General features: G+C 73.8%; 25 protein-coding genes. 13 read left to right on the top strand and 12 right to left on the bottom strand.

The window, feature by feature from the left end; genetic code table 11:
- Window positions 1–48: 48 nt before the first annotated feature.
- Complete coding sequence (locus AB0I29_RS22655; RefSeq protein WP_357486017.1) at window positions 49–423, bottom strand: helix-turn-helix transcriptional regulator; 375 nt, start codon at window positions 421–423, stop codon at window positions 49–51.
- Between the two features lie 99 nt (window positions 424–522).
- On the opposite strand from AB0I29_RS22655, the gene AB0I29_RS22650 reads away from it, so the two are divergent.
- On the top strand, window positions 523–1,110 hold the full coding sequence (locus AB0I29_RS22650) for an HhH-GPD-type base excision DNA repair protein (protein WP_285105195.1): 588 nt from the start codon (window positions 523–525) through the stop codon (window positions 1,108–1,110).
- 45 nt (window positions 1,111–1,155) lie between these two features.
- Here AB0I29_RS22650 and AB0I29_RS22645 read toward each other — a convergent pair whose 3' ends face one another.
- Window positions 1,156–2,232: a pentapeptide repeat-containing protein gene (locus AB0I29_RS22645; protein ID WP_285105197.1), complete on the bottom strand. Its 1,077-nt coding sequence runs from the start codon at window positions 2,230–2,232 to the stop codon at window positions 1,156–1,158.
- 190 nt (window positions 2,233–2,422) lie between these two features.
- Here AB0I29_RS22645 and AB0I29_RS22640 point away from each other — a divergent pair, with 190 nt between their 5' ends.
- The 4 genes from AB0I29_RS22640 to AB0I29_RS22625 all read left to right on the top strand — a co-directional run bounded on the left by AB0I29_RS22640 (window position 2,423) and on the right by AB0I29_RS22625 (window position 5,269).
- The gene (locus tag AB0I29_RS22640; protein ID WP_285105198.1) at window positions 2,423–3,070 is read left to right on the top strand and encodes a TetR/AcrR family transcriptional regulator; all 648 of its coding nucleotides are present in this window, start codon (window positions 2,423–2,425) and stop codon (window positions 3,068–3,070) included.
- Window positions 3,071–3,102: 32 nt separating this feature from the next.
- Entirely contained in the window at window positions 3,103–4,389 is a 1,287-nt protein-coding gene (locus tag AB0I29_RS22635) for a glycosyltransferase (RefSeq protein ID WP_357486014.1), read from the top strand.
- A 236-nt stretch (window positions 4,390–4,625) separates the two neighbouring features.
- A complete protein-coding gene (locus AB0I29_RS22630) occupies window positions 4,626–5,006 on the top strand; it encodes a helix-turn-helix domain-containing protein (RefSeq protein ID WP_285105201.1) in 381 nt (126 codons plus the stop codon).
- Window positions 5,007–5,059: 53 nt separating this feature from the next.
- Window positions 5,060–5,269: a hypothetical protein gene (locus tag AB0I29_RS22625; protein ID WP_357486011.1), complete on the top strand. Its 210-nt coding sequence runs from the start codon at window positions 5,060–5,062 to the stop codon at window positions 5,267–5,269.
- 68 nt (window positions 5,270–5,337) lie between these two features.
- On the opposite strand, the gene AB0I29_RS22620 is transcribed toward AB0I29_RS22625, so the two are convergent.
- From AB0I29_RS22620 to AB0I29_RS22610, 3 genes are read right to left on the bottom strand one after another with little or no spacing between them, the layout of a single operon-like run.
- Complete coding sequence (locus AB0I29_RS22620) at window positions 5,338–6,231, bottom strand: putative RNA methyltransferase (RefSeq protein WP_357486009.1); 894 nt, start codon at window positions 6,229–6,231, stop codon at window positions 5,338–5,340.
- Between the two features lie 40 nt (window positions 6,232–6,271).
- Window positions 6,272–7,327: a diaminopropionate ammonia-lyase gene (locus AB0I29_RS22615; protein ID WP_357486007.1), complete on the bottom strand. Its 1,056-nt coding sequence runs from the start codon at window positions 7,325–7,327 to the stop codon at window positions 6,272–6,274.
- Window positions 7,328–7,368: 41 nt separating this feature from the next.
- On the bottom strand, window positions 7,369–7,824 hold the full coding sequence (locus tag AB0I29_RS22610) for an anthrone oxygenase family protein (protein WP_285105208.1): 456 nt from the start codon (window positions 7,822–7,824) through the stop codon (window positions 7,369–7,371).
- Window positions 7,825–8,005: 181 nt separating this feature from the next.
- Between AB0I29_RS22610 and AB0I29_RS22605 the strand changes: the two genes are divergently transcribed.
- The 3 genes from AB0I29_RS22605 to AB0I29_RS22595 all read left to right on the top strand — a co-directional run bounded on the left by AB0I29_RS22605 (window position 8,006) and on the right by AB0I29_RS22595 (window position 10,473).
- Window positions 8,006–8,629 carry a DUF4126 domain-containing protein gene (locus tag AB0I29_RS22605; RefSeq protein WP_285105210.1) on the top strand — a complete coding sequence of 208 codons (624 nt, stop codon included), beginning with the start codon at window positions 8,006–8,008 and terminating at the stop codon, window positions 8,627–8,629.
- Entirely contained in the window at window positions 8,613–9,716 is a 1,104-nt protein-coding gene (locus AB0I29_RS22600; protein WP_357486004.1) for a winged helix DNA-binding domain-containing protein, read from the top strand. The genes AB0I29_RS22605 and AB0I29_RS22600 overlap by 17 nt, the downstream gene beginning before the upstream one ends.
- A 73-nt stretch (window positions 9,717–9,789) precedes the next feature.
- On the top strand, window positions 9,790–10,473 hold the full coding sequence (locus AB0I29_RS22595; RefSeq protein WP_357486002.1) for an SIMPL domain-containing protein: 684 nt from the start codon (window positions 9,790–9,792) through the stop codon (window positions 10,471–10,473).
- On the opposite strand, the gene AB0I29_RS22590 is transcribed toward AB0I29_RS22595, so the two are convergent.
- Window positions 10,443–11,543: a P1 family peptidase gene (locus tag AB0I29_RS22590; protein ID WP_357486000.1), complete on the bottom strand. Its 1,101-nt coding sequence runs from the start codon at window positions 11,541–11,543 to the stop codon at window positions 10,443–10,445. The genes AB0I29_RS22595 and AB0I29_RS22590 overlap by 31 nt on opposite strands.
- Window positions 11,544–11,721: 178 nt before the next feature.
- Here AB0I29_RS22590 and AB0I29_RS22585 point away from each other — a divergent pair, with 178 nt between their 5' ends.
- A complete protein-coding gene (locus tag AB0I29_RS22585) occupies window positions 11,722–12,171 on the top strand; it encodes a TIGR03668 family PPOX class F420-dependent oxidoreductase (protein ID WP_357485998.1) in 450 nt (149 codons plus the stop codon).
- A 118-nt stretch (window positions 12,172–12,289) separates the two neighbouring features.
- Here the strand turns inward: AB0I29_RS22585 and AB0I29_RS22580 are convergent, their stop codons facing one another.
- The gene (locus AB0I29_RS22580) at window positions 12,290–12,667 is read right to left on the bottom strand and encodes a VOC family protein (RefSeq protein WP_285105218.1); all 378 of its coding nucleotides are present in this window, start codon (window positions 12,665–12,667) and stop codon (window positions 12,290–12,292) included.
- Between the two features lie 92 nt (window positions 12,668–12,759).
- On the opposite strand from AB0I29_RS22580, the gene AB0I29_RS22575 reads away from it, so the two are divergent.
- Window positions 12,760–13,482, top strand: a complete 723-nt coding sequence (locus tag AB0I29_RS22575; RefSeq protein WP_357485995.1) for a TetR/AcrR family transcriptional regulator C-terminal domain-containing protein — start codon at window positions 12,760–12,762, stop codon at window positions 13,480–13,482.
- A 52-nt stretch (window positions 13,483–13,534) separates the two neighbouring features.
- On the opposite strand, the gene AB0I29_RS22570 is transcribed toward AB0I29_RS22575, so the two are convergent.
- From AB0I29_RS22570 to AB0I29_RS22550, 5 genes are all read right to left on the bottom strand, one after another.
- Window positions 13,535–14,119: a 1-acyl-sn-glycerol-3-phosphate acyltransferase gene (locus AB0I29_RS22570; RefSeq protein ID WP_357485993.1), complete on the bottom strand. Its 585-nt coding sequence runs from the start codon at window positions 14,117–14,119 to the stop codon at window positions 13,535–13,537.
- Between the two features lie 115 nt (window positions 14,120–14,234).
- A complete protein-coding gene (locus AB0I29_RS22565) occupies window positions 14,235–15,491 on the bottom strand; it encodes an FAD-dependent monooxygenase (RefSeq protein ID WP_285105223.1) in 1,257 nt (418 codons plus the stop codon).
- 51 nt (window positions 15,492–15,542) lie between these two features.
- Window positions 15,543–15,893, bottom strand: coding sequence for a DUF1232 domain-containing protein (locus tag AB0I29_RS22560; protein ID WP_285105225.1), 351 nt, complete (start codon window positions 15,891–15,893; stop codon window positions 15,543–15,545).
- 80 nt (window positions 15,894–15,973) lie between these two features.
- On the bottom strand, window positions 15,974–16,645 hold the full coding sequence (locus tag AB0I29_RS22555; RefSeq protein ID WP_285105227.1) for a YdcF family protein: 672 nt from the start codon (window positions 16,643–16,645) through the stop codon (window positions 15,974–15,976).
- 201 nt (window positions 16,646–16,846) lie between these two features.
- Window positions 16,847–17,134 (bottom strand): helix-turn-helix transcriptional regulator, encoded by a 288-nt coding sequence (locus tag AB0I29_RS22550; RefSeq protein ID WP_357485989.1) that lies wholly within the window; start codon window positions 17,132–17,134, stop codon window positions 16,847–16,849.
- A 206-nt stretch (window positions 17,135–17,340) separates the two neighbouring features.
- Between AB0I29_RS22550 and AB0I29_RS22545 the strand changes: the two genes are divergently transcribed.
- From AB0I29_RS22545 to AB0I29_RS22535, 3 genes are read left to right on the top strand one after another with little or no spacing between them, the layout of a single operon-like run.
- A complete protein-coding gene (locus AB0I29_RS22545) occupies window positions 17,341–18,858 on the top strand; it encodes a DUF3375 domain-containing protein (protein ID WP_357485987.1) in 1,518 nt (505 codons plus the stop codon).
- On the top strand, window positions 18,855–19,574 hold the full coding sequence (locus AB0I29_RS22540) for a DUF4194 domain-containing protein (protein WP_285105232.1): 720 nt from the start codon (window positions 18,855–18,857) through the stop codon (window positions 19,572–19,574). The genes AB0I29_RS22545 and AB0I29_RS22540 overlap by 4 nt, the downstream gene beginning before the upstream one ends.
- Window positions 19,571–23,794 carry an ATP-binding protein gene (locus AB0I29_RS22535; protein WP_357485984.1) on the top strand — a complete coding sequence of 1,408 codons (4,224 nt, stop codon included), beginning with the start codon at window positions 19,571–19,573 and terminating at the stop codon, window positions 23,792–23,794. The genes AB0I29_RS22540 and AB0I29_RS22535 overlap by 4 nt, the downstream gene beginning before the upstream one ends.
- The last annotated feature ends 207 nt before the right edge of the window (window positions 23,795–24,001 follow it).

Genomic DNA, 24,001 nt, shown 5'->3' with positions numbered 1-24,001 from the left:
CTGGTCGCGGTGGCGATCGGGCCCGGCCGCCGACCCGGCTGGCGGAGCCTACGCCGCCAGCGCGAAGGCCGCCCGGCAGGTCGGTCCCCGCAGGGTGGCCCGCACGGTGACCAGGCGGTCGGCGACGGCGCTGACCAGGTCGACCAGCGTGACGTCCAGCGCGCCCGTGATCGCCGCGATCATCTCGCTCGACGGCTCCTTGACCCCACGCTCGATCTCCGAGAGGTACTGCGGCGAGATCCCGGCCCGGCGCGCGGTCTGGTCGAGGGTCTCGCCGCGCACGTGCCGCAGGTGCCGCAGTCGTTCGCCGAGCATGTGCCGCCACAGCGGCTCGCGTCCCGTCCGGGTCGACGGCGGCGGGGTGCCGGCGTCCTGGGGCGTCTCGTCGCGCGCCGGGGGCGGAGGCGGTGGGGTGTCGGCCATGCGTCCGAGGGTAGGGCCGACGACGTGACCGGGTCGGGCGTTCTGCTGAGAGCAGCGGCCGACCGGGACGTCGCATGCACCATCGGGCACTATGGAGGCATGGCTACCGAGCTCTGGATCACCGGCGACCCCGACACCGACCGGCTGCTGAGCGACGACCCGTTCGCGCTGCTGGTCGGGATGCTGCTGGATCAGCAGTTCCCGATGGAGCACGCGTTCGCCGGCCCCGGCAAGATCCGCGACCGCATGGGCTCGTTCGACGTCCGCGCCATCGCCGAGGCGGACCCGGACGAGTTCGTGACGATGGCGACCACTCCCCCGGCCATCCACCGCTACGGGCGGTCGATGGCGGGCCGCGTGCTGGAGCTCGCCCACACCGTCGTCGACGAGTACGACGGCGACGCCGCCCGCATCTGGACCGCGCCCGGCGCCGACGGCGGCGCCCCGACCGGCCGCGAGGTGCTCAAGCGGCTCAACGCCCTGCCGGGCTACGGCGAGCGCAAGGCCAAGATCTTCCTCGCCCTGCTCGGCAAGCAGCGCGGCGTCCGGCCGGAGGGCTGGCGCGAGGCCGCGGGCGAGTTCGGCGAGGACGGCTCGCGCCGCTCGATCGCCGATGTGACCAGCGCGGAGACGCTGCAGGAGGTCCGCGCGTTCAAGAAGGCGCAGAAGGCGGCGGCCAAGGCCTGACCCCACGCACCGCGGCCCGGGCCACGCCCGGGCCGCGGTGCGCCGTCACAGGCTCTCGGCCGCGGCGATGTCCTCGCGCGTCCAGTCGGGCAGCAGGTCGTCGTAGAACTCGGCGACCTCCTGAGCCGGGGTGTCCTCCGGCGTCTTCCCCGAGAACCCGGACTCGCACCCGGGGGCCGGCATCTTCCAGACACCTCCTGCCACGAGCTGCGCGCCCACCTGCGGGAACCGGTCGAAGTCGCACCGCTGCCCGTAGTCCCCGCACTGGACGCGGCCGCCGTCGCCCAGCTCGGCGTACGACGCCACCTGCTGCACGTCTCCGCCCCGGCGCGCCTGGGCGAAACCCGACGCGCAGTCGATCGACGTCCAGCCGTCGGTGGACTCCTCGCCGGCGGCACCGGTCCGCAGGCCCGTCATCGACACCCCGGCCAGGGCGAACGTCGCCCGCGCCTCCTGGCCGGGCTCGACCTGGACGCCGTCGAGGCTGGTGTCCTCGAACGACGAGCTGCCCGACGGCGACCGGAACACCGACCCGAACAGCACCGCCCCGTCGAAGTCCGAACCGTCGAGGTTTCCGCCGATCTCGGCCGACGGCGCGAAGAGGTTGAGGGCCGAGACGTCCGCCAGCGACCCGTCGACCAGCAGGGCGCCCGTGAGGTTCGCGCCGTCCAGCCGCGCGCCGGTGAGGTCCGCCCCCGTGAAATCGGCGCAGGTCTCCACCCGGTCCCTCGTCCAGCCACCGGCGGCGTCGTAGTGGACCGGGCACCCGAGGTCCATCCCGGAGAGGTCGGCACCCCGCAGGTTCATCCCGCGGAACGGCTTGACCCCCTCGGGTGCGTCCCGGATCGTCTCGCGGATGAACGTCACGTTGGCCAGCACCTGGTCCCGTTCGGCGCGCTCGGCCTCGACCGCCTGCGTCCGGCTCTCCCGCTCGTCGTCGATCCACGCCTGGTAGCCGGCCAGCAGCACGCCCACCACGAGGCTGGAGACGACGCCGATCGCCACGTCGATCAGCCACCGGCGGTCAGGTCGTTCCCGGGTCTGCGGGGTGTCCGACGGCGGTTCGGCCGGACCGGGCGAGGGCTCTGGCCGCGGCGGAGCCTCCTCGAGAAGTGCGTTCATTGCGCGTGCAGTCTCCAGTCAATTCGAACAAAGCGGACACAGCATGCCGAAGGGTCTGGGCCTGCGCAAGGTAAGTCGGACGCGTCGGGGTGCGGCGCGATCCACCGTCAGGACGGCGCTTGACTCCTGCACGTACGGCGTAAACACTGTGACAGATATCGTCACAGTGTCGCAGCCTCAGGGAGAAGCAATGGTCGACAGCACCAGGCGCCAGGACGCGCTCCTCGACGCCGCCGTCGGGCTGCTCCTCAGCCGGGGCTACGACAAGCTGACCATGGTCGACGTCGCCGAGGCGGCCGACCTCAGCCGGACCATCGTGTACCGGCACTTCGCCTCGAAGCGGGAGCTGGTGGACGCGGTGGCGGAACGCGCCCTGTCCGACTACGCCGTCCGCTGGCGCCGGGGTCTGCACGACGAGCCGAGGCCGGGAACGCCCGCGAGCATCTACCGGGCAGGGTTCCGCGTGGTGGCCCGCGACCCGTTGCTCACCGCGATCGCCACCCGTGACCGCGACGTCTTCGGCCGGTACCTGCGCGACCCCCAGGCGACCATGCCCGGCCCGGCGGGTCCGGGGTTCCTCGGCGACTTCCTCGCCCTGCAGCAGCGGGCCGGCGTGATCCGCGACGGCGTGGACCTCGCGTCCGTCGCCATCGTCCTGGAGGCCCTCACGGCCGCGATCATGACCGCGATCCAGGAGCACCAGGACCGGCCGGAGAGCCCGTCACCCGAGGCGTTGATCGACACGGTCACCGAGATGATCGACCGGATGCTGACGCCGGACGAGCCGGACACCGCGGCCGCCATGGCACTTCTCGACGGCCTGCTGAACCAGCGCTAGCTCGTCATATCCACCTTCGACGAAGGGCGAACATGCAGATCACGATCCTCACCGCCGGCTCGCGCGGCGACGTCGAGCCGTTGCTCGGCCTGGCGGTGGCACTCCGCGACCAGGGCCACCACCCGACCGTCGTCGGCTCGCCGGACTTCGCGGAGCTCGCCGCGTCCTACGGCACCGACTTCGAGCCGTTCGGCCCGGTCCTGCCCACGTACGCGGACAACCCGGAGCTCGTCGAGCTGGTCGAGTCGGGCAACATGGTGCGCTTCATGGCCTACGGCGCCAAGACGCGCAAGCAGATGCTGCCGCAGATCATCGACGACATCTGGCGCGCCACGAAGCACAGCGAGGCCATGCTCTACAAGGGACCGACCACGCTGTACGGGTACAGCGTGGCGGAGAAGCTCGGCATCCCGTGCGCCGACCTGCAGTTCTTCCCGGTCACCCCCACCCGTGAGTTCCCGACGTTCTTTCTCGGCGACGGCCGCAGCCACGGCGCCCTCCTGGACCGGGCGGGCTGGTGGGGCACCGACCAGATGATCTGGCGCACGATGCAGCAGCCCGGGGTGAACCGGCAGCGGCGCGAGGTGCTCGGCCTGCCGCCGCTGCGCACCAACGCGCGCGTGCTCCAGGACCGGCAGGGTATGCCGCTCTACTACGCGTACAGCCCGCTCGTCCTGCCCCGCCCGGCCGACTGGCACCCCCGGATCCACGTCACCGGGTACCTGCCCACCAGTGCCCCGGCCGGCTGGGAGCCGCCCCCGGACCTCGCCCGGTTCCTCGACGCGGGCGACCCGCCGGTGTCGTTCGGCCTCGGCAGCGTGCCGACGGCGCAGCCCGGCCGGCTGGTCGACGCGTTCCTGGAGGCCCTCGACCGCACCGGGCGCCGAGGCATCCTCATCGGCGGCTGGGCGGACCTCGGCCGGGACCGCGAGCTCCCGGACCATGTGCTGCGTATCGAGTCCGCCCCGTACGACTGGCTGTTCCCGCGCCTCGCGGCGGCGATCCACCACGGGGGCGCCGGCACGACGGCGGCGGGCCTGCGCGCCGGGATCCCCACGATCCTGACGCCGGTGGCGGTGGACCAGTTCAGCTGGGGCCGCCGCGTGGCCGAGCTCGGCGTCGGCCCGGAGCCCGTCCCGGTCAAGGTGCTCGACGCCGACCGCCTCACCGCCGCCCTGACCCAGGCGACGTCCGACGAGGGGATGCGCGAGCGGGCCGCCCGCCTGGGCGAACGGCTGCGCCAGGAGGACGGCGTCGGGCGGACGGCGGAGCTGTTCACGGACTACCTGCGCACCGCCAAGGCCCCGGCGGCCCACTGAACCCACCTACCGGATCCGCTGCGGCGCTCACCGAGGTGTCGGCGTCCTCGAACCCGGGCTGGTACGCAGGGTCGTCGTCCTCGAACGTCGCGGCGGGGCGCAGCTGGTACTTCGCGCTGAGGCAGACCCAGCCCCGCTCGGCCAGGCGACGAGGCACCCCGCTTCGGTCGGTACCGGACGGCGTGGCGCGATACAGTTGGGGCAGATGCGTCAGTTGGAGCAGATAGGAGCAGGTGATGAGCGACCTTCTCGCGCGTGACACCGCAGCGCTGCACCACGCCCTGGAACAGGGCGGGGACAACGTCCGCGTGCTCATGTCCCGGTCGACGGCCGAGCTCCTGGCCCAGCTCATGGACGCGCGCGCTCAGGGCCGCCTCGTCATCGCCCAGACCAAGAGCGAGGTGACGCCTGCTCAGGCCGCCACCATGCTCGGAATGTCCCGCTCGCACATCCGCCGGCTGATGGACCAGGGCGCACTCGAGTTCCGCATGGTCGGCGCCCACCACCGCATCTCGATCGCTTCGATCGACGCGTTCCGAGCCGCGGAGCGCACGCGCCGGGGCCCGGCCCTGGCCGAGCTGGCCGACCTCCAGAACGAACTGGGCCTGACCGAGTGAGTCACGGTGAGTTCGCGACGCGTCCGATCCGGATCGTCCTCGCCGATGCGAACGTGCTTTGCTCGCGAGTCCTTCGCGACTACCTGCTGTACGCGGCGGACCTGGAACTGCTCTCCGTCACCAACGGGATGCGCGCTGTCCACGGCACCGCGGTCGCTCGCCTGCCCGGCGCAACCGACGCGTCGACCCTCGCCGCGCTACGACGAGCCGGAGCACCTGCCACCGCCGAGCTCATGTCGCGGCTCCTCGAACCCGGCGCCTGACCGAGCCTGTCTCTCTCCAAGGGGTCGCAACCACCAGATCCCAGTGGCGATATCGGGCGCTACCGGAGTCAGCGGCGGCGGTAGGCCGTGGCCAGGACCGAGACCGTGACCTCCGACGGCAGGGTGTCCTCGTCGTTCAGGTCCGCCTCCGTCACGTGGCGCGCGCTCGGCGTCATGAGCACCAGGTCGACCGCCTCCTGCCGGGTCAGGGGCGTCGTGTACTCGACGTGCTCCGTGCGCGCGGCCTCGAAGTACGGGTCCAGCGCCTGGTGCAGGCGCTCCTCCTTGGCCGGGTCGACGGACACCATCCCGGCGACCTGACGGCGCAGCTCGGCCAGGTGCCCGCCGAACGGCCGCACCACGACCAGCACCCCGCCCGGCCGCAGCACGCGGTGGAACTCGGCCGGGTTGCGCGGGGCGAACACGTCCAGCACCACGTCCACCTGCTCCGACCCGATCGGGAACGGCCGGAAGACGTCCCAGGTCGCGGCCGCCGCGCGGTCGTGCGCCCTGGCCGCCGTCCGCAGGGCGTGCGCGGAGGTGTCCAGGCCCAGGCCGACGGAGCCGGGCAGCGCGTCCAGCACGCCCGCGAGGTAGTAGCCGGTGCCGCACCCGACGTCGACGACGGTGGCGGGCCGCCCCGTTCCGGCCGCGGCGTCGGCCCCGCTACCGGCGCGGGCGCCGAGGTCCGCCTCGCCCGCCAGGTCCGCGACGGCGTCGCGGACGGCCGCGTAGCGGCCCGCGGCGAGGAAGTCGCGGCGGGCACGCGCCATCGGTCCGTCGTCGCCGCTGGTCGCCCGCGTGCCGGTCAGCAGGCTGACGTAGCCGTGCCGGGCGACGTCGAAGCTGTGCCGGTGCGGGCAGCGCAGCGCACCGGGCACGGGCGCGAGCTCCGCGCCGCACGACGGGCAGCGCAGCAGCGGGAGGATCGGGTCGAGGGCGACGGGGACGGCAACGGGCACGAGCGGGCTCCTGGCAGTGATGAGGGTGGGCGGTGCCGCGTCAGACGCGGTCCTCCGGGACCGGGTTCGCCGCCCGGCCCTCGGTCGACAGGAGCAGCACGACGGCGTCCGGCCGCAGCCCGATCGCCTCCCGCCACCCCGGCTGACCCAGCACGAGGCGTGCGGCGGCGAGCGTCGCGGCGCCGCACGGTCCCGCGTCGACGCCGAAGCGCGCCAGGTCGTCGACGGCGGCGGCCGCCTGGTCGTCGGAGACGGTCACGGCGCCGTCGAGCCCGTCCCGCAGGACGGGCCACGCGAGCGCGGACACGGTGGGGCAGCAGAGTCCGGTCATGATCGTGTCCCCCACCGGCACGGTGACGGGCCGGCCGGCGCGCAGGGACGCGACCAGCCCCGCGGCACGGTCGGGCTCGACGGCGAGCAGCGTCCCGCCGTCGGCCCCCGGGGCGCGGTAGTGGCTCACCACGGCCTGCGCGAACGAGCCGACGCCGACCGGCACGACCACCAGGTCCGGCCGCGCGACGCCCAGGGCCGCGAGCTGCTCGTCCGCCTCGAGGCACAGCGTGGCGTAGCCGTCGACGATCCACTGCGGGACGTCCGTGTACCCGGGCCAGGAGGTGTCCTGCACCAGGACCGCCGTCGGGTCGGCGGCGGCGTCGGCCGCGGCGCGGGCCACGACGTCGTCGTAGTCGCCCTCGGACTCGACCGTCCGCGCGCCCTCGGCCGCGATCGCCTTCTTGGCGGCCCGCGTGATGCCGGGCGGGTAGTAGATCGTCGCGGCGGCGCCGATCAGGGCGGCCACGTGGGCGACGGCGCGGCCGTGGTTCCCGTCGGTGGCGGCGTACAGGCGGACGCCGGTGCCGCGGACGGCGTCGCGCACCGCGTCCAGCGAGGTGGTCGCCAGGCCGAACCGCTCCCCCAGCGCGCGGGCGATCGCGTACGACGCGCCGAGCACCTTGAAGGCCGGCAGGCCGAGCCGGCTCGACTCCTCCTTGACCACCACCCGGCCGACCCCGAGCTCCGCGGCGAGCCGCGGCACGTCGCGCAACGGCGTGGGCGCGTATCCGGGCAGGGTGCGATGGAAGTCGATGGCGGGCACGCTGACGATTGTCCCCGACACCCGGCCGGGAGACCGACCCGTCAGAGCAGCCCGACCGCCGCGAGCGCCGTCGCCGCGACCCCCGCGAGCGTGCGCACGTGGTTCCACGCGGTCCAGGGCCGCCAGTAGGCGCGCCAGCCTGCGGCCTTGTCGTGGGCGGCCAGTAGCCGGTTGTTGAGCGGCACGTTCAGGGCCATCGTCACGCCGAAGGTGCCGACCAGGTAGACCGCGGCGGCCGCGAGGATCCAGACGCCGCCGTCGTGCCCGTCGACGAGGCCCCAGATGCCGGTGGCCGCCGGGACGAGGAGCGCGCCGAAGAAGACGCTCATGAACGCGGGCAGCGGCGCGGTCTCGTTGATGCCGTTCATCGCCGCCCCGGCGGCCTCGTCGGAGGCGCGGGCGAGGCCGCTCATGACGAACGACGAGAACCCGAAGAACACGCCGGCCGACAGGCCGAGCAGGACCACCGATGCGACGGCGAAGATCGTCCAGATCATCCGGGCCTCCAGGTCAGCGCAGCGGTGCGGCGGTCTGCGACAACTCTTCCACGAAGGGGCCCGCGCGTTCCAGGCCTTCGCCGAGAGAAGAAACGGCGCCGATGACACTCGGGTAACAGATCGGGCACACCGGACACGTTTCGCCCACGGAGTGTCGGTGTGCCGTGGAACACTTCGAGTCATGCTCGAAATTGCCACCGGTAGCGGGCTCGCCTTGTCGGCGGGTCTCAACGCATGGATCCCGCTCATCTTCCTCGGCGCGCTCTCGCGCTTCACGGACCTCGTGGAGCTGCCGAGCACGTGGGCGTGGCTGGAGAACGGCTGGGTGATGGCGATCCTGGTCGTGCTGCTGGTGCTCGAGTTCGCCGCGGACAAGATCCCGGTGCTCGACTCGATCAACGACGTGGTGCAGACCGTCATCCGGCCCACCGCGGGTGGCATCGCATTCGGCGCCGGCTCGATGTCGGAGACGGCGACGGTCACGGACCCGGGTGCGTTCGTGCAGTCGGGCCAGTGGATCCCGATCGTCGCGGGCGTGGTCCTCGCCCTCGGCACGCACGCGGCGAAGGCCGGCGGGCGCGTGGTCGCCAACACGGTCTCGGGCGGCACGGCGGCGCCCGTGGTCAGCGCAGCGGAGGACGCGACGAGCATCGGTGTCTCGTTCCTGGCCGTCCTGGCCCCGCTCGCGATCATCCCGGTGCTGATCCTGTTCGTGGTCGGGGTGATCATGCTGATCCGGAGCCTGGCCAAGCACCGACGCGCCCGAGCGGCGGGACACGGCGGCGGGGATGCCTACTACGTCTGACGTCCAGGAGATCCAGCGGGCCCGGCTCACCTCGGTCGGCCTGGGCACGCCGGACCCCACGCTGTCCGCCGACGACGGCGCGGTGGCCCGCGTCGTCGCCCGGCTCGGCGCCGTCCAGTCGCAGGAGCTGCACTCCTCCGCGTGGGGCGTGGCGCAGCGGCTGGCCGCGCCGGCCACGCTGGAACAGGTGCAGGCCGCCCTCGCCGACGGGTCGATCCTTCGCACCCACATCCTGCGGCCCACCTGGCACTACGTGGTCCCCGAGCACCTGGCGCCGCTCATGGCGGCCACAGCACCACGGGTCCGCAGGGTGATGGCCTCCACGGAGCGGTCCTACGAGTTCGACCACTCACTGCTCCCCCGCCGGCACGCCGTCGTCGCCGACGCGCTGGCGGACGGCCCGCTCACGCGCAAGGAGCTCGGCGTCGCGCTCGCCGAGGACGAGGGCGCCCCGCTGGACGCCTGGCACCTGGGCCAGGTCATGATGCACGCGGAGCTGGACCTGATCGTGGCGAGCGGCCCGATGCGGGGCAAGCAGGCCACCTACCGGCTGCTGCCGGAGCAGAGGAGCTGGGACGAGGACGAGGCCCGCGTCCACCTGGCGCGCGCGTACGTGCGGGGGCACGGCCCGTGCCGCGCGGAGGACGTCGCCTGGTGGGGCACCCTGACCAGGACCGCGGCCCGCGCCGCGGTGGCCGACGCCGGGCTGACCCGCCACGAGGTGGCCGGCCTGACCCTCTGGACCGACGGCGACCTGCCCGACCCGGCCCCGGTGGGAACCGCCCGGCTGCTCTCGGTGTACGACGAGTTCTTCTGCCACGACTTCAAGAGCTGGCCGTCCCTGACCAGCGACGGCATGCCGAGTCGCTGGCTGTACACCGGGCTGGTGGCCGTGGACGGGCTGATCGCGGGCGGGTGGTCACGGGTCCTCAAGGCCCAGACCGTGGAGATCACCGTCGAGCTCACGGACGAGCCCTCCGCGTCGGTCTGGGCGGCCATCGAGGCCGAGGCCGCGCGCTACGGGGCGTTCTGCGGCCTCGAACCGACGCTGGTCCGCGGCACGGTGGGCAAGGGCACGATCGGCTGACGTCTCGCCGGGCAGCACGCCGCCCGGCGCGGCGGGGTGGCGTGGTCCGCGGCATCGTGGGCAGACTCCGCACATGACTCGCATCGCCGTCGAAGGCCAGGCCAAGCGCACTCATCCCGCCGAGCGCGGGACCGTCAACCTGCACGTCGCGTTCTCGGGCACCCTCCGGAACGACGTCGTGGAGCGGGTGGCCCGCACCCACACGATCCTCGTGGACCAGGCCAAGGCGCACGTCGCGGCAGGCGCGGCCGAGAAGTGGGACTCCGCCTCGGTGCACTCGTACGTCTACGACGACCGGGTCAAGAACTCGGAGACGGGCGGCAAGCAGCGGATCCGGCGGTTCCGGGCCTCGGCGCGCCTGTCGGTCACGTTCCGCGACTTCGAGGTCCTGTCCACCTGGCTCGCCGACATCATGGACGTCGAGGGCGTCGAGATCGACTGGCTGAACTGGACCCTGACCGACGAGACCCGCAAGGCGCTGCAGGCCGAGGCCCGTGTCGAGGCCGCCGGGGAGACCGTGGTACGGGCCCAGTCGTACGCCGACGCCCTGGGCCTCGGCCCGGTCGCCCCCGTCGCGATCTACGAGGCGGGCCTGCGGGGCGGCAACGACGGTGGTGGCACCCCGATGTACGCGATGCGGGCCGGGGCGATGGCCGCCCCCGGCGGGGGCGCGCAGGTCGAGCTGCAGCCGCGGGACATCGACGTCGAGATCACGCTGTCCGCCGACTACGAGACGGGCCCCGTCGTCGAGGGCTGAGGCAGTACGCCGGCGGCGCGCAGCCGGTCGAGCACCAGGGCGTGGGGCACCGCGGTCGCCGTACCGCGGTGCCCGACGGTCGTGGTCGCCATGAACAGCGAGTTGAGCAGAGCCTCCTCGACCGCGTCCATCGTCGCGGCGAAGACCGGGTCCAGGTCGGCGTCGTCCACGCTGCCCGACGCCGAGGCTCCCGGCGTGCTGAACGCCAGGGCGTAGTCGCCGCTGCCGCCCGCGAAGTCGGAGCCCACGCGTGCCATCGCGAACACGGCCCGCCGCGCGACGCGGCCGAGCTGCCGCGCGTCGAGCGGCGCGTCGGTGGCGACCACGATCATGCAGGAGTTGCCCTCGGGCTGGAGCGCGGCAACGTCGGGGGCGCCGGGGGCGGGCGGTGCTGCCGCAGCCGGCGCTCCGCCGTCGTCCGCCCTGATCGGGACGCCCCGCACCGTGAGCGTGCCCGAGAAGTTGGACTGCACCAGCACGCCCACCGTCCAGCCGCCGACCACCCGCGACGACGTGCCGATCCCGCCCTTGAACCCGAGCGCCATGGTGCCCGCGCCGGCGCCGACGCAGCCCTCGCCGGGCAGGTCGGACGTCGCGCCGTCGAGGGCGGCGAGCACGTGCGCCTCGGTGATCGGCCGGGCCCGGATGTCGCTGAGCCGGCCGTCGTTGGTCTCGCCCACCACCGGGTTGAGCGTGCGCGTCTCCTCGTGGCCCGGTCCGGCGAGCACGTGCGTGACCAGGGCGTCCGCGGCGCGGAACGCGCTGAGGGTGGCGGTCAGCAGGATCGGCGTCTCGACGGCGCCCAGCTCGGCGACCTGGGTGGCACCGATCAGCTTGCCGAACCCGTTGCCCACGAACAGCCCGCACGGCAGGCTGCTCCGGCCCTGCTCCAGGGCGTCCGGGACGATCGCCGTGACGCCGGTGTGGAGACGCGGCGGGTCCACGATGGTGGTGTGCCCCACCCGCACGCCGGGCACGTCGGTGATCGCGTTCAGCGGCCCGGTGCTCAGCGGCCCGACCACGATCCCGAGGTCGCGCACCCGCCGGGGCTGCCGGCTGTGGTTCGTCATGCCCACAGCGTCTCTCGCCAGCGCTTGGCACGGCACATCGGCGACCTCCCTCTCAAGGGTGAGGGAAGGCTGTCAGCCCTGGTGAGCGCTCGCGGGCCGTGCCGGCATTCGTTGCGCATACGCAACAGCCCGGCGGGCAGGACCGGAGCCGGCTCCCGCGGCGGGGCAGAATGACGACGTGCGCCTCGATGCCGACGCCTGCCGCTCCCGGTTCGCCGCGGCCCGGCACGCCTACCTCGCCACGGCCGACACCCACGGCGTGCCGCAGCTCGTGCCGATCACGTTCGCCCTGGTCAGCGCAGCGCACGGTCCGGCGGCAGAAGCGCCGGCCCACGAGATCGTCGTCGCCGTCGACCACAAACCGAAGACCACACGCGACCTGAAGCGCCTGCGCAACATCACGGAGAACCCGAAGGTCGCCGTGCTCGCGGACCGGTACGACGACGACTGGACCCACCTCTGGTGGGTGCGGGCCGACGGCGAGGCCGTGGTGGAGCACGACGGCGAACCCCGCGCGGCGGCGCTGGACGCGCTCGCCGCGCGGTACCCGCAGTACCGCGAGCGCCGGCCGGACGGGCCGGTGATCCGGGTGCGAGTGACCCGCTGGTCGGGCTGGGCGCACGGCTGAACCGGCGCCCGGACCCGACCGACCCGCTTCGAGGCCCGGCTTTTCTTCGCTTTGACGCTGCTCAAAGCGAAGAAAAGTCGGGCCTCGAAGGGATGGGCAGTTACCGGTCAGGCCAGACTCAGACCCACTGGACGAGCTGCCACACGATCCCGTTGGGGTCGGCGAACTGGCAGTACCGCTCGCCCCAGGGCTCGGTCTCGGGCGGCGTGACGACCTCCGCCCCGGCGGCGGAGATGCGTGCGAACTCGGTGTCGAGGTCGTCCACGACGAACGCGATCAGCAGACCCTGGCCCGCGGGGCCGGCGATCCGCTCGGGCTTGAACGTGCCGAGGCCGACACGCAGGAACACGATGTTGACGCCGGCAGAGTCGTGCTGCAGGGACACGAAGCCGTCGTCCGACATGGCCTCGGTGAAGCCGAGGTGTCGCTTCGCGAACTCGGCCGACGCGGCGACGTCGGGCACGTTGAGGGACAGGGCTGTACCGGTGATCTTCAAGCTGACTCCTCGCATCTCATAACCTTGTACGGCGTACAACGTAAGATGGTTGCAGAATGTTCCCGGCCCGTCACCCCGATCCTGGAGACCCGATGCCCCGCGAGCTGATCGACCTGCTCTGGCGCGATCACCCGGCCGCGCCGCAGGGCGGCGCGCGGGGGCCGCGGGCCGCCGTCACGACGGGCGCGGTGGTCGACGCCGCGGCCACGGTGGCGGACGCCGAGGGCCTCGCCGCCGTCACCGTCCGACGACTCGGCGACGTGCTGGGCGTCTCGGCCATGTCGATCTACACGCACGTCAACAGCCGCGACGACCTGCTGGTGCTGATGGCCGACGCCGCGTTCGCGCGCATGCCGCGGCCCGGGTACGGGACGGCGGGCTGGCGCACCCGGGTGCGGCGGGTCGCCGAGGCGAACCTCGCGCTCCTGAACGAGCACCCGTGGCTGCTGGAGATCGACGACGACCGCACGGCGTTCGGACCGGGCACCATCGCCAAGTACGACCACGAGCTGCACGCGCTGGACCCGCTGCCGCTGGACGACGTCGGCCGGGACGCCGCGCTCACGTTCGTGCTCGACTTCGTCCGCGCGGCCGCCCGTGCCCAGCGGCCCGACCCCCGGGCCGACGAGATGCCGGCGCTCTGGGGGCGGTGGTCCGGACGGCTCGCGGAGTACCTCGGCGACGCCCACCAGCTCGCCCAGCGGGTCGGGAGCGCGGCGGGCGAGGCGATGAACGCCCCGTCCAGCCCGTCCCACGCCTGGAGCTACGGCCTGGAGCGGATCCTGGACTCACTCACCCCGCCCGGCGATCGTTGAGCGCTTCGCGGCCGGATCAGCGCACAAAGCCGGCACTCAACGGGTCCGGGGGTCAGGCCGTGTCCTCCGAGCGGAGGCGGGGTTCCGTGCGGTTGGCGGGCTTGACGCCCGACTTGTCCTTGTAGAACGCACGGATCACGTCCATGTCCGCACTCACGTCGCCCGTCAGCTCGATGCTCGGCCCGAGGCCGGCGACCTTGGCGACGCTGTCGACGTAGCCGAGCGTGACCGGGAAGCCCGCCTTGAGCGCGATGCGGTAGAACCCCGACTTCCAGTAGCCCGACCCGGCGCCGCGCGTGCCCTCCGGCGTCACGACCAGGTGGAACTCCTCGCCCCGCCCGACGGCGGCCAGGATCTCGTCGACGATGCTGGCCGGGTCCTTGCGGTCCACGGGGATGCCGCCGAGCGACCGCATGATGCCGGCCAGCGGCCCCTTGAACCAGGAGTCCTTGATGAGGAACCGGATCTTGAGGTCCATGTCGAACGCGATGGCCAGCATGAGGAAGAAGTCCGTGTTGGACGTGTGCGGCGCGCCGATGAAGACGGTCGGCCTGGTCGGGGCGGGTTCCGAACGCATCCGGTAGCCGGTGCCGGCCCAGATCAGTCGTGCAACGGCCCGGCGGATGGTGCGTGACATCGTCGTCCTCGAGTCAGGGTGGATCGGATGGAACCTCAGACGGCGCTGGGTCTCAGGGGTCTGAAGTCTGACAGACCTACCGCAAACCCAACGATCGCGACCGCCCGACCGTTCCTCACCGCCGCAGCAGCGGCCGCACGCTGTGCGCCGCCAGGCGCAGCAGGCCCCGGGACCCCGCCGACTGCTCGTCGAACAGCATGAGCGCCACGTGCGCCATGGCCTCGTCGGACGCCGCCACGGCGCGCGTCGCGATCCCCGCCCACGTCTTCGAGCGCATGAGCTGCTGTGCCAGGTAGCACTCGCGGTAGTGCCGCCCGAACCTGCGCCGGTGCGCCTGCTCGAACCCCGCCAGGGCACGCGGCAGGCCGGCCCCGGTCCAGGCCACCCCGGAACGGTCCAGCCCGCCGAGGTGCTCCGCGAGCTGCACGCCCGCGGCCATCCCGTAGAAGATCCCCTCGCCGCTGAGCGGGTTGATCGTCGCGGCGGCGTCCCCGACCAGCACCGCGGCCCGCCCCCGAGCGGTCATCGGCGTGCGGGCGGCGGCGTGCGGGAGCTGGTGCGTGGCGACCCGCTCCAGCCCGGACACGGAGAATCCCCGCCGCTCCAGGTCCTCGACGTACAGGTCGAAGAGGTCGCGCAGCTTGCGGCCGTGGCGCGCGGTCTGTCGCTTGAGGTGGTTCACGGGGAGGCCGACGCCGATGTTCGCGCCGTCGTCGGGCAACGGGAAGACCCAGCCGTAGACCGGCAGGAGGGACTCCAGGAAGTCGAACCGGAGCGTGTCGCTCACGGGCTTGTCCGGGTGGGTGACCCGGCCGTAGGCGCGCATCGCGATGTGGGTGTGCCGCATCGACGGGCGCTCGACGCCGAGGGCGCGCCGCACCGTGGAGTAGGCCCCGTCCGCGCCGACGACCAGGTCGAACGTCTCCTCGGCGGTGGACAGGGTGACGCGCTCGCGCGTCCCGGCCGGCGTCATCCCCTCGACCGCGACGCCCTCGCGCACCTCGGCGCCGGCGTCGCGCGCCGCGTTCAGCAGCAGGTCGTCCAGGACGAGCCGCGGTGTGACGTGTCCGGCGAGGTCCCTGCCCTCCATGAGCGGGCCGCGCGCGAGCGCCTCGACGCCGCCCGGGCCGCTGATCGCCACCGACATCGGCATGTGGAACGGCTCGAGCAGCTCCGTCAGGCCCAGCCCGTCCAGCACCCGGCGGGCGCCCGGACCCAGCCCGTCGCCGCAGGTCTTGTCGCGCGGGAACGTCGCCTTGTCGACCAGGGTGACGTGCGCGTCGGGCACCTCGCGGCGCAGCGCGATCGCGGTGGCGGCACCTGCGGGGCCGCCCCCGACGACGAGGACCTTGAGTGCGTGGTCGCCGGTCACGCCGTCGACACTAGACCCGCCCGTGCGCAGGGGCCAGAGCGGGCGAACCGGTCAGCGGTGCTGCTTGCGGTTCGGCGTCACGTCCTCGGCGGTCCCCGGCACGGTCTTGCCGTGAGGCGCAGGGCCCGGCGTTGTGCCGGCCTGCGCGGGACCGCCCGGCGTCGCGTCCCCGGTCGTGCCCGGCACCGTGCGGTGCTGGCGGAACCGCCGGATGGCCTTGTAGAGGGTGACGCCCGCGATGACGATCGCTATCGCGTCGTCGCCGAGGCCGAGCGGCCCCAGCACGCCCTCGGACAGGAGGTCGATCGGGCTGGCCACGTACCCGGCGCCCGCGACGAACGTGAGGATCTCCTGCCAGGTGAACTTCCTGGGATCCTTGCCCCGCTTGTTTTCCTCGCGCATCCTCGGAACGTAACGGAGAACCGGACGACTCGCCAGGGATGTCCCGGAAGCCCGGTTTGTGACATCGCCCTCGGCCGCGGTCACACGTCGATCGGACGGCGGTCCTCCACCAGCCGCGACGTGTACCCGGCCGCCACGAGCCGGTCGAAGGCGCCCATCACGTCGGCGGGCACGTCCTCCTCGTGGGAGATGAACCCGAGCTCGGCGTAGAGCGTGAGGCGCTGCGTCTCGCCCACGAGCATGTCGACGACCCGGTCGGCGTCGCCGATCGTGCGCACGTACGCGTCGAGCGACATCGGCCGGGACACGCACAGCACGTCGACGTCCGGCCAGACCATCTGGGCCGTCGCGAACGCGCGTCGCTGCTGGTAGGGGTGCGAGACGAGCAGCACGGAGGTCGGCTCGACCTGGTTCTCCGCGAGCAGCTTGCGGCTGTACTCCAGGTTCTCGCTCGTGTTGGTGGCGGCGGGCTCCACCAACATCGCCTCGGCAGGTACGCCCTCCGCGAGCGCGCGGTCGCGGTAGCCGAGTGCCTCGCCCTGAGGGAACGCGTCGACGGTGGTGGGCGCGTTCGCACCCGTGAAGACGATCTGCGGGAACAGGCCCGCGTGGTAGAGCTCGGCGGTGTAGACGGCCACGCCGAGGTCATGACCACCCAGTCCGATGCCGACGTCGACCGGCCGCGGCTCGTGCTGCAGGTCGTGGAACACCCACAGTGTCTCTACGTCCTCCCGCACTTCGGCGGGGATCATGACGTTCGGCATATGACGACCATATTGCTCGGAGGAATGAGGGGCACAACCTGAGTGAGAGTGCACGCCCGGTTTCCACTGGAATTGCGTGCAATGTCACATTCATCGGGAACGCACCGCCGACGTCGCCCCTCCGTGTCCCCGGGCCCCCCGCACCGACATCCCATACGGAGACAAGGTAGCGGAACGGATGAAACCGCCCTAGCGCGAGGGATCGTCGTCGTCCTCCCCCTCGCCGGCCGGCTCGGCGGCGACCGGCACCACGTCGTCCTCGAGCTTGCCCGAGAACAGGTCGAGGTACTGCAGGTGGAGGTGGTAGCCGGCCCCCAGCGCGATCCGCCGGATCATTCCGAGCGTCGGTTCGACCTGACCGGACTCGATACGACTGATCGTCGACGTGGGCACGCCCGCGAGCACCGCCAGGGAACTCATGCTGAGCTCTCGCTCGGCGCGGATCCGGGCGATGATCTGGGCTGCGTTCGTGAGCAAGGTGCCCTCCCGTCGACGCTCTGCCATCGAAACGTGCCATGACGCACGACAGGGCCTGCCGGAAAGTAGAGATCTGTTTTCCGGCAAGCCCTGTGAGACCTGACTCTATACGTCTATGGCCGTCGCGGCGCAGCGACGAAGCATGTGTCGCCATGTTTCCCCCGGGGGTGCCGCACCGACACGTTGGCCTACTACTCTCAGCCCCCATGGGTACTGCGAGCTCACCGGGCGACGCCGCGCCCCGGCCGGCCGCCGGGCACGGGGCAGGTCGCCGCGGCCAGGCGGCGCGCGCCGTGCGCGCCCTTCTCCAGGAACACCCCGGGTGGGTGCTGCTGCGGTCGAGGAACGCCGCGGCCGCCGTCGTGCTGCTCGACCGCAACCTCGGGGCGTCCCGCCGCCGGCTGCCCGTGGAGCAGCTCGCCGACCGGATCGACGACGACGTGCCCGAGCTGCGCCGCGCCGGGTTCGAGCTGCCCTACTCGGGCTACTTCTACGTCTCCGAGTGGATCGACGAGGGCGTGCTGGTGCGCCGGCGCGCCGCCCCGCAGGCCGGGGGCGAGCCCGGCGCCGAGACGGTCGAGCTGTCGGACGGCGCCCTGCTCGCCATCCGCTTCGTCTCCCGCCTGAGCAGGCCGCACCCCGCGGTGACGCCGTCGCGCCTCGGCGCGGTGCTCGACGGCCTGCACCGGCTGGCCGACGAGGCCGACCCCGACCCGGAGGCCCGGCTCGCCGCGCTCCTGGAGCAGCGTGCCGCCCTCGACGCCCGGATCGAGCGCGCCCGGCGCGGCGACTCCGAGGCCGTCCCGGCGGACGTCGCGGCCGAGCGGGCCCGCGAGATCCTGGCCCTGGCGGGCGACATCCCCGCGGACCTGGCCCGGGTACGCACCGAGCTGGAGCGCACGGACCGCGAGCTGCGCCGCCGGCTCCTGGAGTCCGACGGCTCCCGCGACACGTTTCTCGACGACATCTACCGCGGCGTGGACCACCTCGCCGAGTCCGAGGCGGGCCGCGGCCTGGTCGGGTTCCGCGAGCTGCTGCGGCAGTCGGAGCACACCGCGCAGGACGACCTCGGCCGCGTGCTCGACTCCGTCCACCTGACGCCCGGTGAGGCCTCCGCGCTGCGTCGCCTGCTGCCCACCCTGCAGGACGCCGCCGACGAGCTCACCGACACCATGGGAGTGCTCCGCCGCGCGCTGCAGCGGACGGTGCGCTCCGGCGAGCTGCCCGCCGAGCGCGCGCTGCGGCGCCTGATCGGCGAGGCGCAGGACGCCGCCCTCGCCGCGGCGCCCGACGTCGCCCCCGGCACCGAGCTGCGCCTGACCCTGCCGCTGGGCGCCGTGGCCCCCCGGTCCGTGGGCGGCCTCGCGCCGCACAACCCCGGTGGGGAGGACGCCGAGGCGCCGCCCGCCGCCCCGGCCCTGCCGCCGCGGCCGGTCTCGCTCACGGCGCTGCGCGCCATGGCCCGCGACTCGGAGATCGACGTGGACGAGCTGCGCGGGCACGTCAACGACGTGGTCGACCGGGCCGGCCGGGCCACCGTCGGCTCCGTGCTCGGCGCGCACCCCGCCACCCAGGGCGCCGCGAGCGTCGTCGGCCTGCTGACGCTCGCCGAGCAGCACGGCACCCCCACCGGCGACCGCGAGGACGTCAGCTGGCGGTCCTCGCGCGGCGTCGCGCGCCGGGCCGCACTACCCCAGCACCAGTTCGAGGAGCATGTCCCGTGACAGAACCCGGCGTACCCGGATCCGGCCCGGCGCGGCCCGACCCGGCAGACCTCCGCACCGCGCGCCCCGGGCGACCGGCCGGCACGTCGTCGGGTGGCGCCCCGACGTCGGGCGGCGTCGCTCCCGGAGCCGGCGGCGAGGCCGGGAGCCATCTGTGGCCCGGCGACCACGGCACGCTCCCCGCGCCCGCGCGCCTCGCGCTGGCGCGCCTCGTGCGCGGCCCCTACCTCGCGGCCGAGCCCGAGCCCGACACCTGGCGTGCGCTGCTGGCCCACGAGGACGTGGTCCGCGAGCGCCTCGCCGACCAGTACCTCGACCTGGTGGTCGACGCCGACGCGCAGGTCGCGTTCGTGCGGGACGTGCCGGCGGCCGACGCGCCGCAGGTGGTGCGCGAGGTAGCGCTGACGTTCCTGGACACGGCACTGCTGCTGCACCTGCGCGCGCTGCTGCTGGACTCGTCGGACGGACGGGTGGCGATCAGCCGCGACGAGGCGGCCGACCACCTCGCCGTGTACCGGCGGCGCGGCGGCGGTTCGCCGATGGACTTCAGCCGGCAGCTCGACGCGACGTGGGCCCGGCTGATCGAGTCCGGCATGCTGGAGCCGCTCAGCGGCGACCGGTGTGCGGTCTCCCCCGTGCTCCGGACCGTGTTCGGGGCGGACCAGGTCGCGGCGCTGAGCGCCGAGTACGTCCGGCTGGCGAAGGAGAGCGCATGAAGACCACGCACCCGTCCCCCACCGGGCAGTGGCGCCTGGCGCGCGTCGAGCTGGTCAACTGGGGCACGTTCTCGGGCCACCACGTGGTGCCCGTGCCGCGCGAGGGGTTCCTGCTCACGGGCCACTCCGGCTCGGGCAAGTCGTCGCTGGTCGACGCCGTCGCCGCGGTGCTGACCCCGCCCGAGCACCTGCGGTTCAACGTGGCCGCGGCCGGGACGGCCGCCACCGAGCGCGAGGCGGGCGACCGCGACGTCGTCTCGTACGTGCGCGGCGCGTGGCGGCACCGGACCGACGAGAGCACGGGCGAGGTGGTGGCCGACCACCTGCGCCAGGGCGCCACCTGGTCCGGTGTGCTGCTGCGGTACTCGAACGGCACCGACGCCGACGACGGCACCGTGACCCTCGTGCGCCTGTTCCACCTGACGCGGGGCTCGTCGACGCCGTCGCTGCTGCACGTCGTGGTGCCGGGCGAGGCGGGGCTGCTGGACTTCGAGCGGTACGTGCGCTCCGGCCCCGACGTCGCGGGCGTGACCGCCGCGTGGCCCACCGCGACGGTGAGCGAGCGGCACGCGCCGTTCGCCGCGGCCTTCACCCAGGCGCTGGGCATCGGCTCGGAGCAGGCGCTGGTGCTGCTGCACCGCACCCAGTCGGCGAAGAACCTCGGCAGCCTGGACGACCTGTTCCGCGGGCACATGCTGGACGAGCCCGGCACGTTCGAGCTGGCGGCCCAGGCCGTGAGCCAGTTCGCGGACGTGGCGCGCGCCTACGCCGACATCGAGACGTCCCGCCGGCAGATCGAGCACCTGGGCCGGCTCTCGGCGCTGACCAGGACGTACGACGAGGGGACGGCGGCGGGGGTGCGCGCGGCGACGCTGCGCGGCTCGCTGGAGACCTTCAAGGACGCGTGGAAGCTCGACCTCGCCCACGGTGCGCTCGCGGGCGCACGGGCGGCGGAGGAGCGGGCGCAGCACCACCGCAAGGCCGCGGACACCGAGGTCGACGTCGCCGCGAACACCCACCAGCAGGCCGTCAACGTGCTGGGCGCGCGTGGCGGGCAGGCCCTGGCCACGCAGGCCGACCGCCTGCAGCGGGCGGGCGAGATCGCCGCCCTGGTCCGCACGCGGCGCGGTGAGCTCGCGACCGACCTCGAGTCCGTGGGCATGAACATGCCCGAGACGTTCGCGGAGTTCGCGGCGCTCAAGGAGAAGGCCCGGTGGGAGCTCGGCGGCGCCAGGCCGCCGGCCACGGGCGCGGTGCCGACCCTGACGGGTGCGGTGCCCGCCGTGGCCGCCGCGTCGACCGGGCAGGTGGCGGCCGTCGCGACCGGCGCCGTCCCGGCGGTCACCACGGAGGCGCTGCCTGTCGTGGCGACAGGCGGCGTGCCGACGGGCGCGGTGGCCACGGTCGGCCGGTCCCGCGCGCCCGAGGCACTGGACGGCAACATCCGCGAGGCCCTGGCGGCGCGCTCCGCCGTCGGGCAGCGGCACGAGGCCGTCGCCACGCGGATCCAGGCCGTGCGGCAGACCCAGACGAACGTGCCGGCGGCGCTCGCCACGGCCCGCCGAGCGGTGGCCGAGGCCGCCGGGCTCGACGTCTCGGTGCTCCCGTTCGCGGCCGAGCTGCTGCGCGTGCGCGAGGACGACGCAGCCTGGCGCCCCGTGATCGAGGAGATCCTGCGCCCGCTGGCCACGCTCGTGCTGGTCTCCCCCGCGCACCGCGCCGCCGTCGCCCGCGCCGTCGAGGCCGGCCCCGGGCTGCGCTACCGCGTCGTGGGCGTGCGCAACGACGCGCCGCGGTCCACCGACGACTCGTCGCTGGTGCACAAGGTCGAGGTCAAGGACGGTCCGGCGTCGGGCTGGCTGCACCGCCGCCTGTCCGAGCAGTACGACTACCTGTGCGTCGACGAGCCCGCCGGGCTCGACCTGCACGAGCGCGCCGTGACCCGCGAGGGCCTGATCAAGCACGGGCCGGAGGAGATCGAGCAGCCGGTGCTGCCCGGTGTCGAGGACTGGGCGCTCGGCTGGGACGCCGACGACCGGCTCGACCAGCTCCTGGAGCTCGCGCGCGAGACGCAGGCCCGCCTCGCCCGGGCCGACGAGGCCGTGGCCGACGCGGTCGCCGAGCAGCGCGAGGCCGTGCGCCGTCAGCTCACGCTGCGGCACGTGGCCCGCCGCGAGTGGCGCGAGGTGGACATCGAGACCGCCGAGGCCGACCTGACCGACGCCCAGGCGTCGTTCGACCGGCTGCTGGACGGCACGATGGACCTGCTGCAGGCGTCGCAGGACGTCGCGGCCGCCGAGACCCGGCTGGACCAGGCCCGCGCCGCCGCCGCCGAGGCCGCGGACGCACTCGCCGAGGCCCGCGCGCACCGTCGCTCCCTGGAGCACGTGGTCGCCGAGCTCGGGGACGCGCCGACCAACGCGATCCCGCTCGCGCACCGCCAGGAGCTGGAGAAGCGCTACGCCGCCGTCCGCAAGACGGTGACGCACGAGGTGATCGACGACGTCTCGCTGACCGTGTCCCGCACGCTGGACGCGGAGCGCGAGGCCGGGCTGCGCACGTCCGGCGCGGCCGAGCGGGAGATCGTCGGGCTGCTGGCCGAGTTCCGGCGCCGCTGGCCCGCGATCACGCGCGACCTCACGGCGCAGGTGGGCGACCGGGCGCGGTACCTGGAGGTGCTGGAACGCATCCGGACGTCGCGTCTGCCCGAGCAGGAGGCCCGGTTCTCGGACCTCCTGACCGACCAGGCCCGCCGCGCCCTGCGCAAGCTCGCCGCCGAGATCCGGCAGGCGCCGGCGACGATCCGCGAGCGGATCGTCGGGGTGAACACCTCGCTGCGCCGGTCCCCGTTCGACACCGACCGGTTCCTGGAGATCCGGGTCAAGGAGCGGCGGCCGGCGGCCGTCGAGGAGTTCCTGACCACGCTCGACACCCTCACCGGCGACACCGAGCCGGAGTACGAGGTGCTGGAGCGACTGGTGCGTCGGCTCGGGTCGAGCGACCCCGCCGACCGCGCCTGGCGCGCCCTGTGCCTCGACACGCGGCGGCACGTGCACTTCACCGGCGTCGAGGTCACCGCGGGCGGCATCGCGCTGGCCGTGCATGACTCCTCCGCGGGCCTCTCCGGCGGTCAGCGGCAGAAGCTCGTGGTGTTCTGCCTGGCCGCGGCCCTGCGGTACCAGCTCGCCGGGGCGTCCGACTCGGCGACGCCCGCCTACGGCACGATCCTGCTCGACGAGGCCTTCGACAAGGCCGACACGGCATTCACCCGCACCGCGATGGACACGTTCACCGCGTTCGGGTTCCACATGATCCTGGCCACGCCGCTCAAGCTGCTGCAGACCCTCGAGGACTACGTGGGCGGCATCGGCCTGGCGACCTGCCGGGAGATGCGGGAGTCGCGCGTGGACGTGGTCCTGCTGGAGACCCCGCTGCCCGACGTCGACCCGGTCGCCACCGCGACCCGGGGCGGGGCCGGCGGTGGGGCGGGTGCGGCCGGAGGTTCGGGTGTCAGCGGTTCGGGATCTGGCGGCTCGGGATCCGGCGGCTCGGGATCCGGCGGCTCGGGATCCGGCGGCTCGGGATCCGGCGGTTCGGGATCCGGCGGTTCGGGTTCCGGCGGTTCGGGATCTGGCGGTTCGGGATCTGGCGGTTCGGGATCTGGCGGAGGTTCGGGTTCCGGCGGTTCAGGTGTCAGCGGTTCCGGTGGCGGGCCGACAACGCCGCCGCCGTCGCGTGGTGCTGGTGCCGGTGCCGGTGCTGGTGCCGCGGGGGCGGGTGCTCCGGCGTCGGGCGCTCCTGCTGCGCAGGTCACGAACGGACCGGTGACCCCGTCGAGCGGGCCGACGCCGGGCCAGGGACAGCAGTCGACCGCGCAGCCGCCGTCGTCCGCCGGACCGGCTCAGGCTGGCGCCGCTACCGCGACCACGGCCCCGGCCCCGGCCACCACCCCGGCAGGCGACAACACGGCGACTCCGGCGCGCGGGCTCCCCGCGGTTCCGCCTCCCCCGCCCGGTCCGGCGCCGACGGGGCTCCAACCACTGACGTCGGTGGCGCACCCGCCGGCGGCCCCGGCCGCGGCGGAGGCTCCCGCCGGGACGCCGTCGGACACGATCGACGACGGCGAGCCGGAACCGGACTGGTCCGCGACGGTGACCGTCGAGGAGTCCGACGCGGCCTCGCCCGTCGTCCGGATGACGTCGCGCCGGCCGTCGCTGTAGGTCGGTCGGACCACGCCCCCTGACTCGGCGCCCGGCACCGGGCGAGTCAGCAGGGTGGTCCGACCAGCCTGCTGACTCGGCACCCGGCATCAGGCGAGTCAGCAGGGTGGTCCGACCAGCCTGCTGACTCGGCACCCGGTATCAGGCGAGTCAGCGGGGTGGTCCGACCAACCTGCTGACTCGGCACCCGGCGTGGCGCGAGTCAGC

The sequence above is a fragment of the Promicromonospora sp. NPDC050262 genome (assembly GCF_040655935.1).
Taxonomy (GTDB): domain Bacteria; phylum Actinomycetota; class Actinomycetes; order Actinomycetales; family Cellulomonadaceae; genus Promicromonospora.
This window is presented reverse-complemented; position numbering and strand designations above follow the sequence as displayed.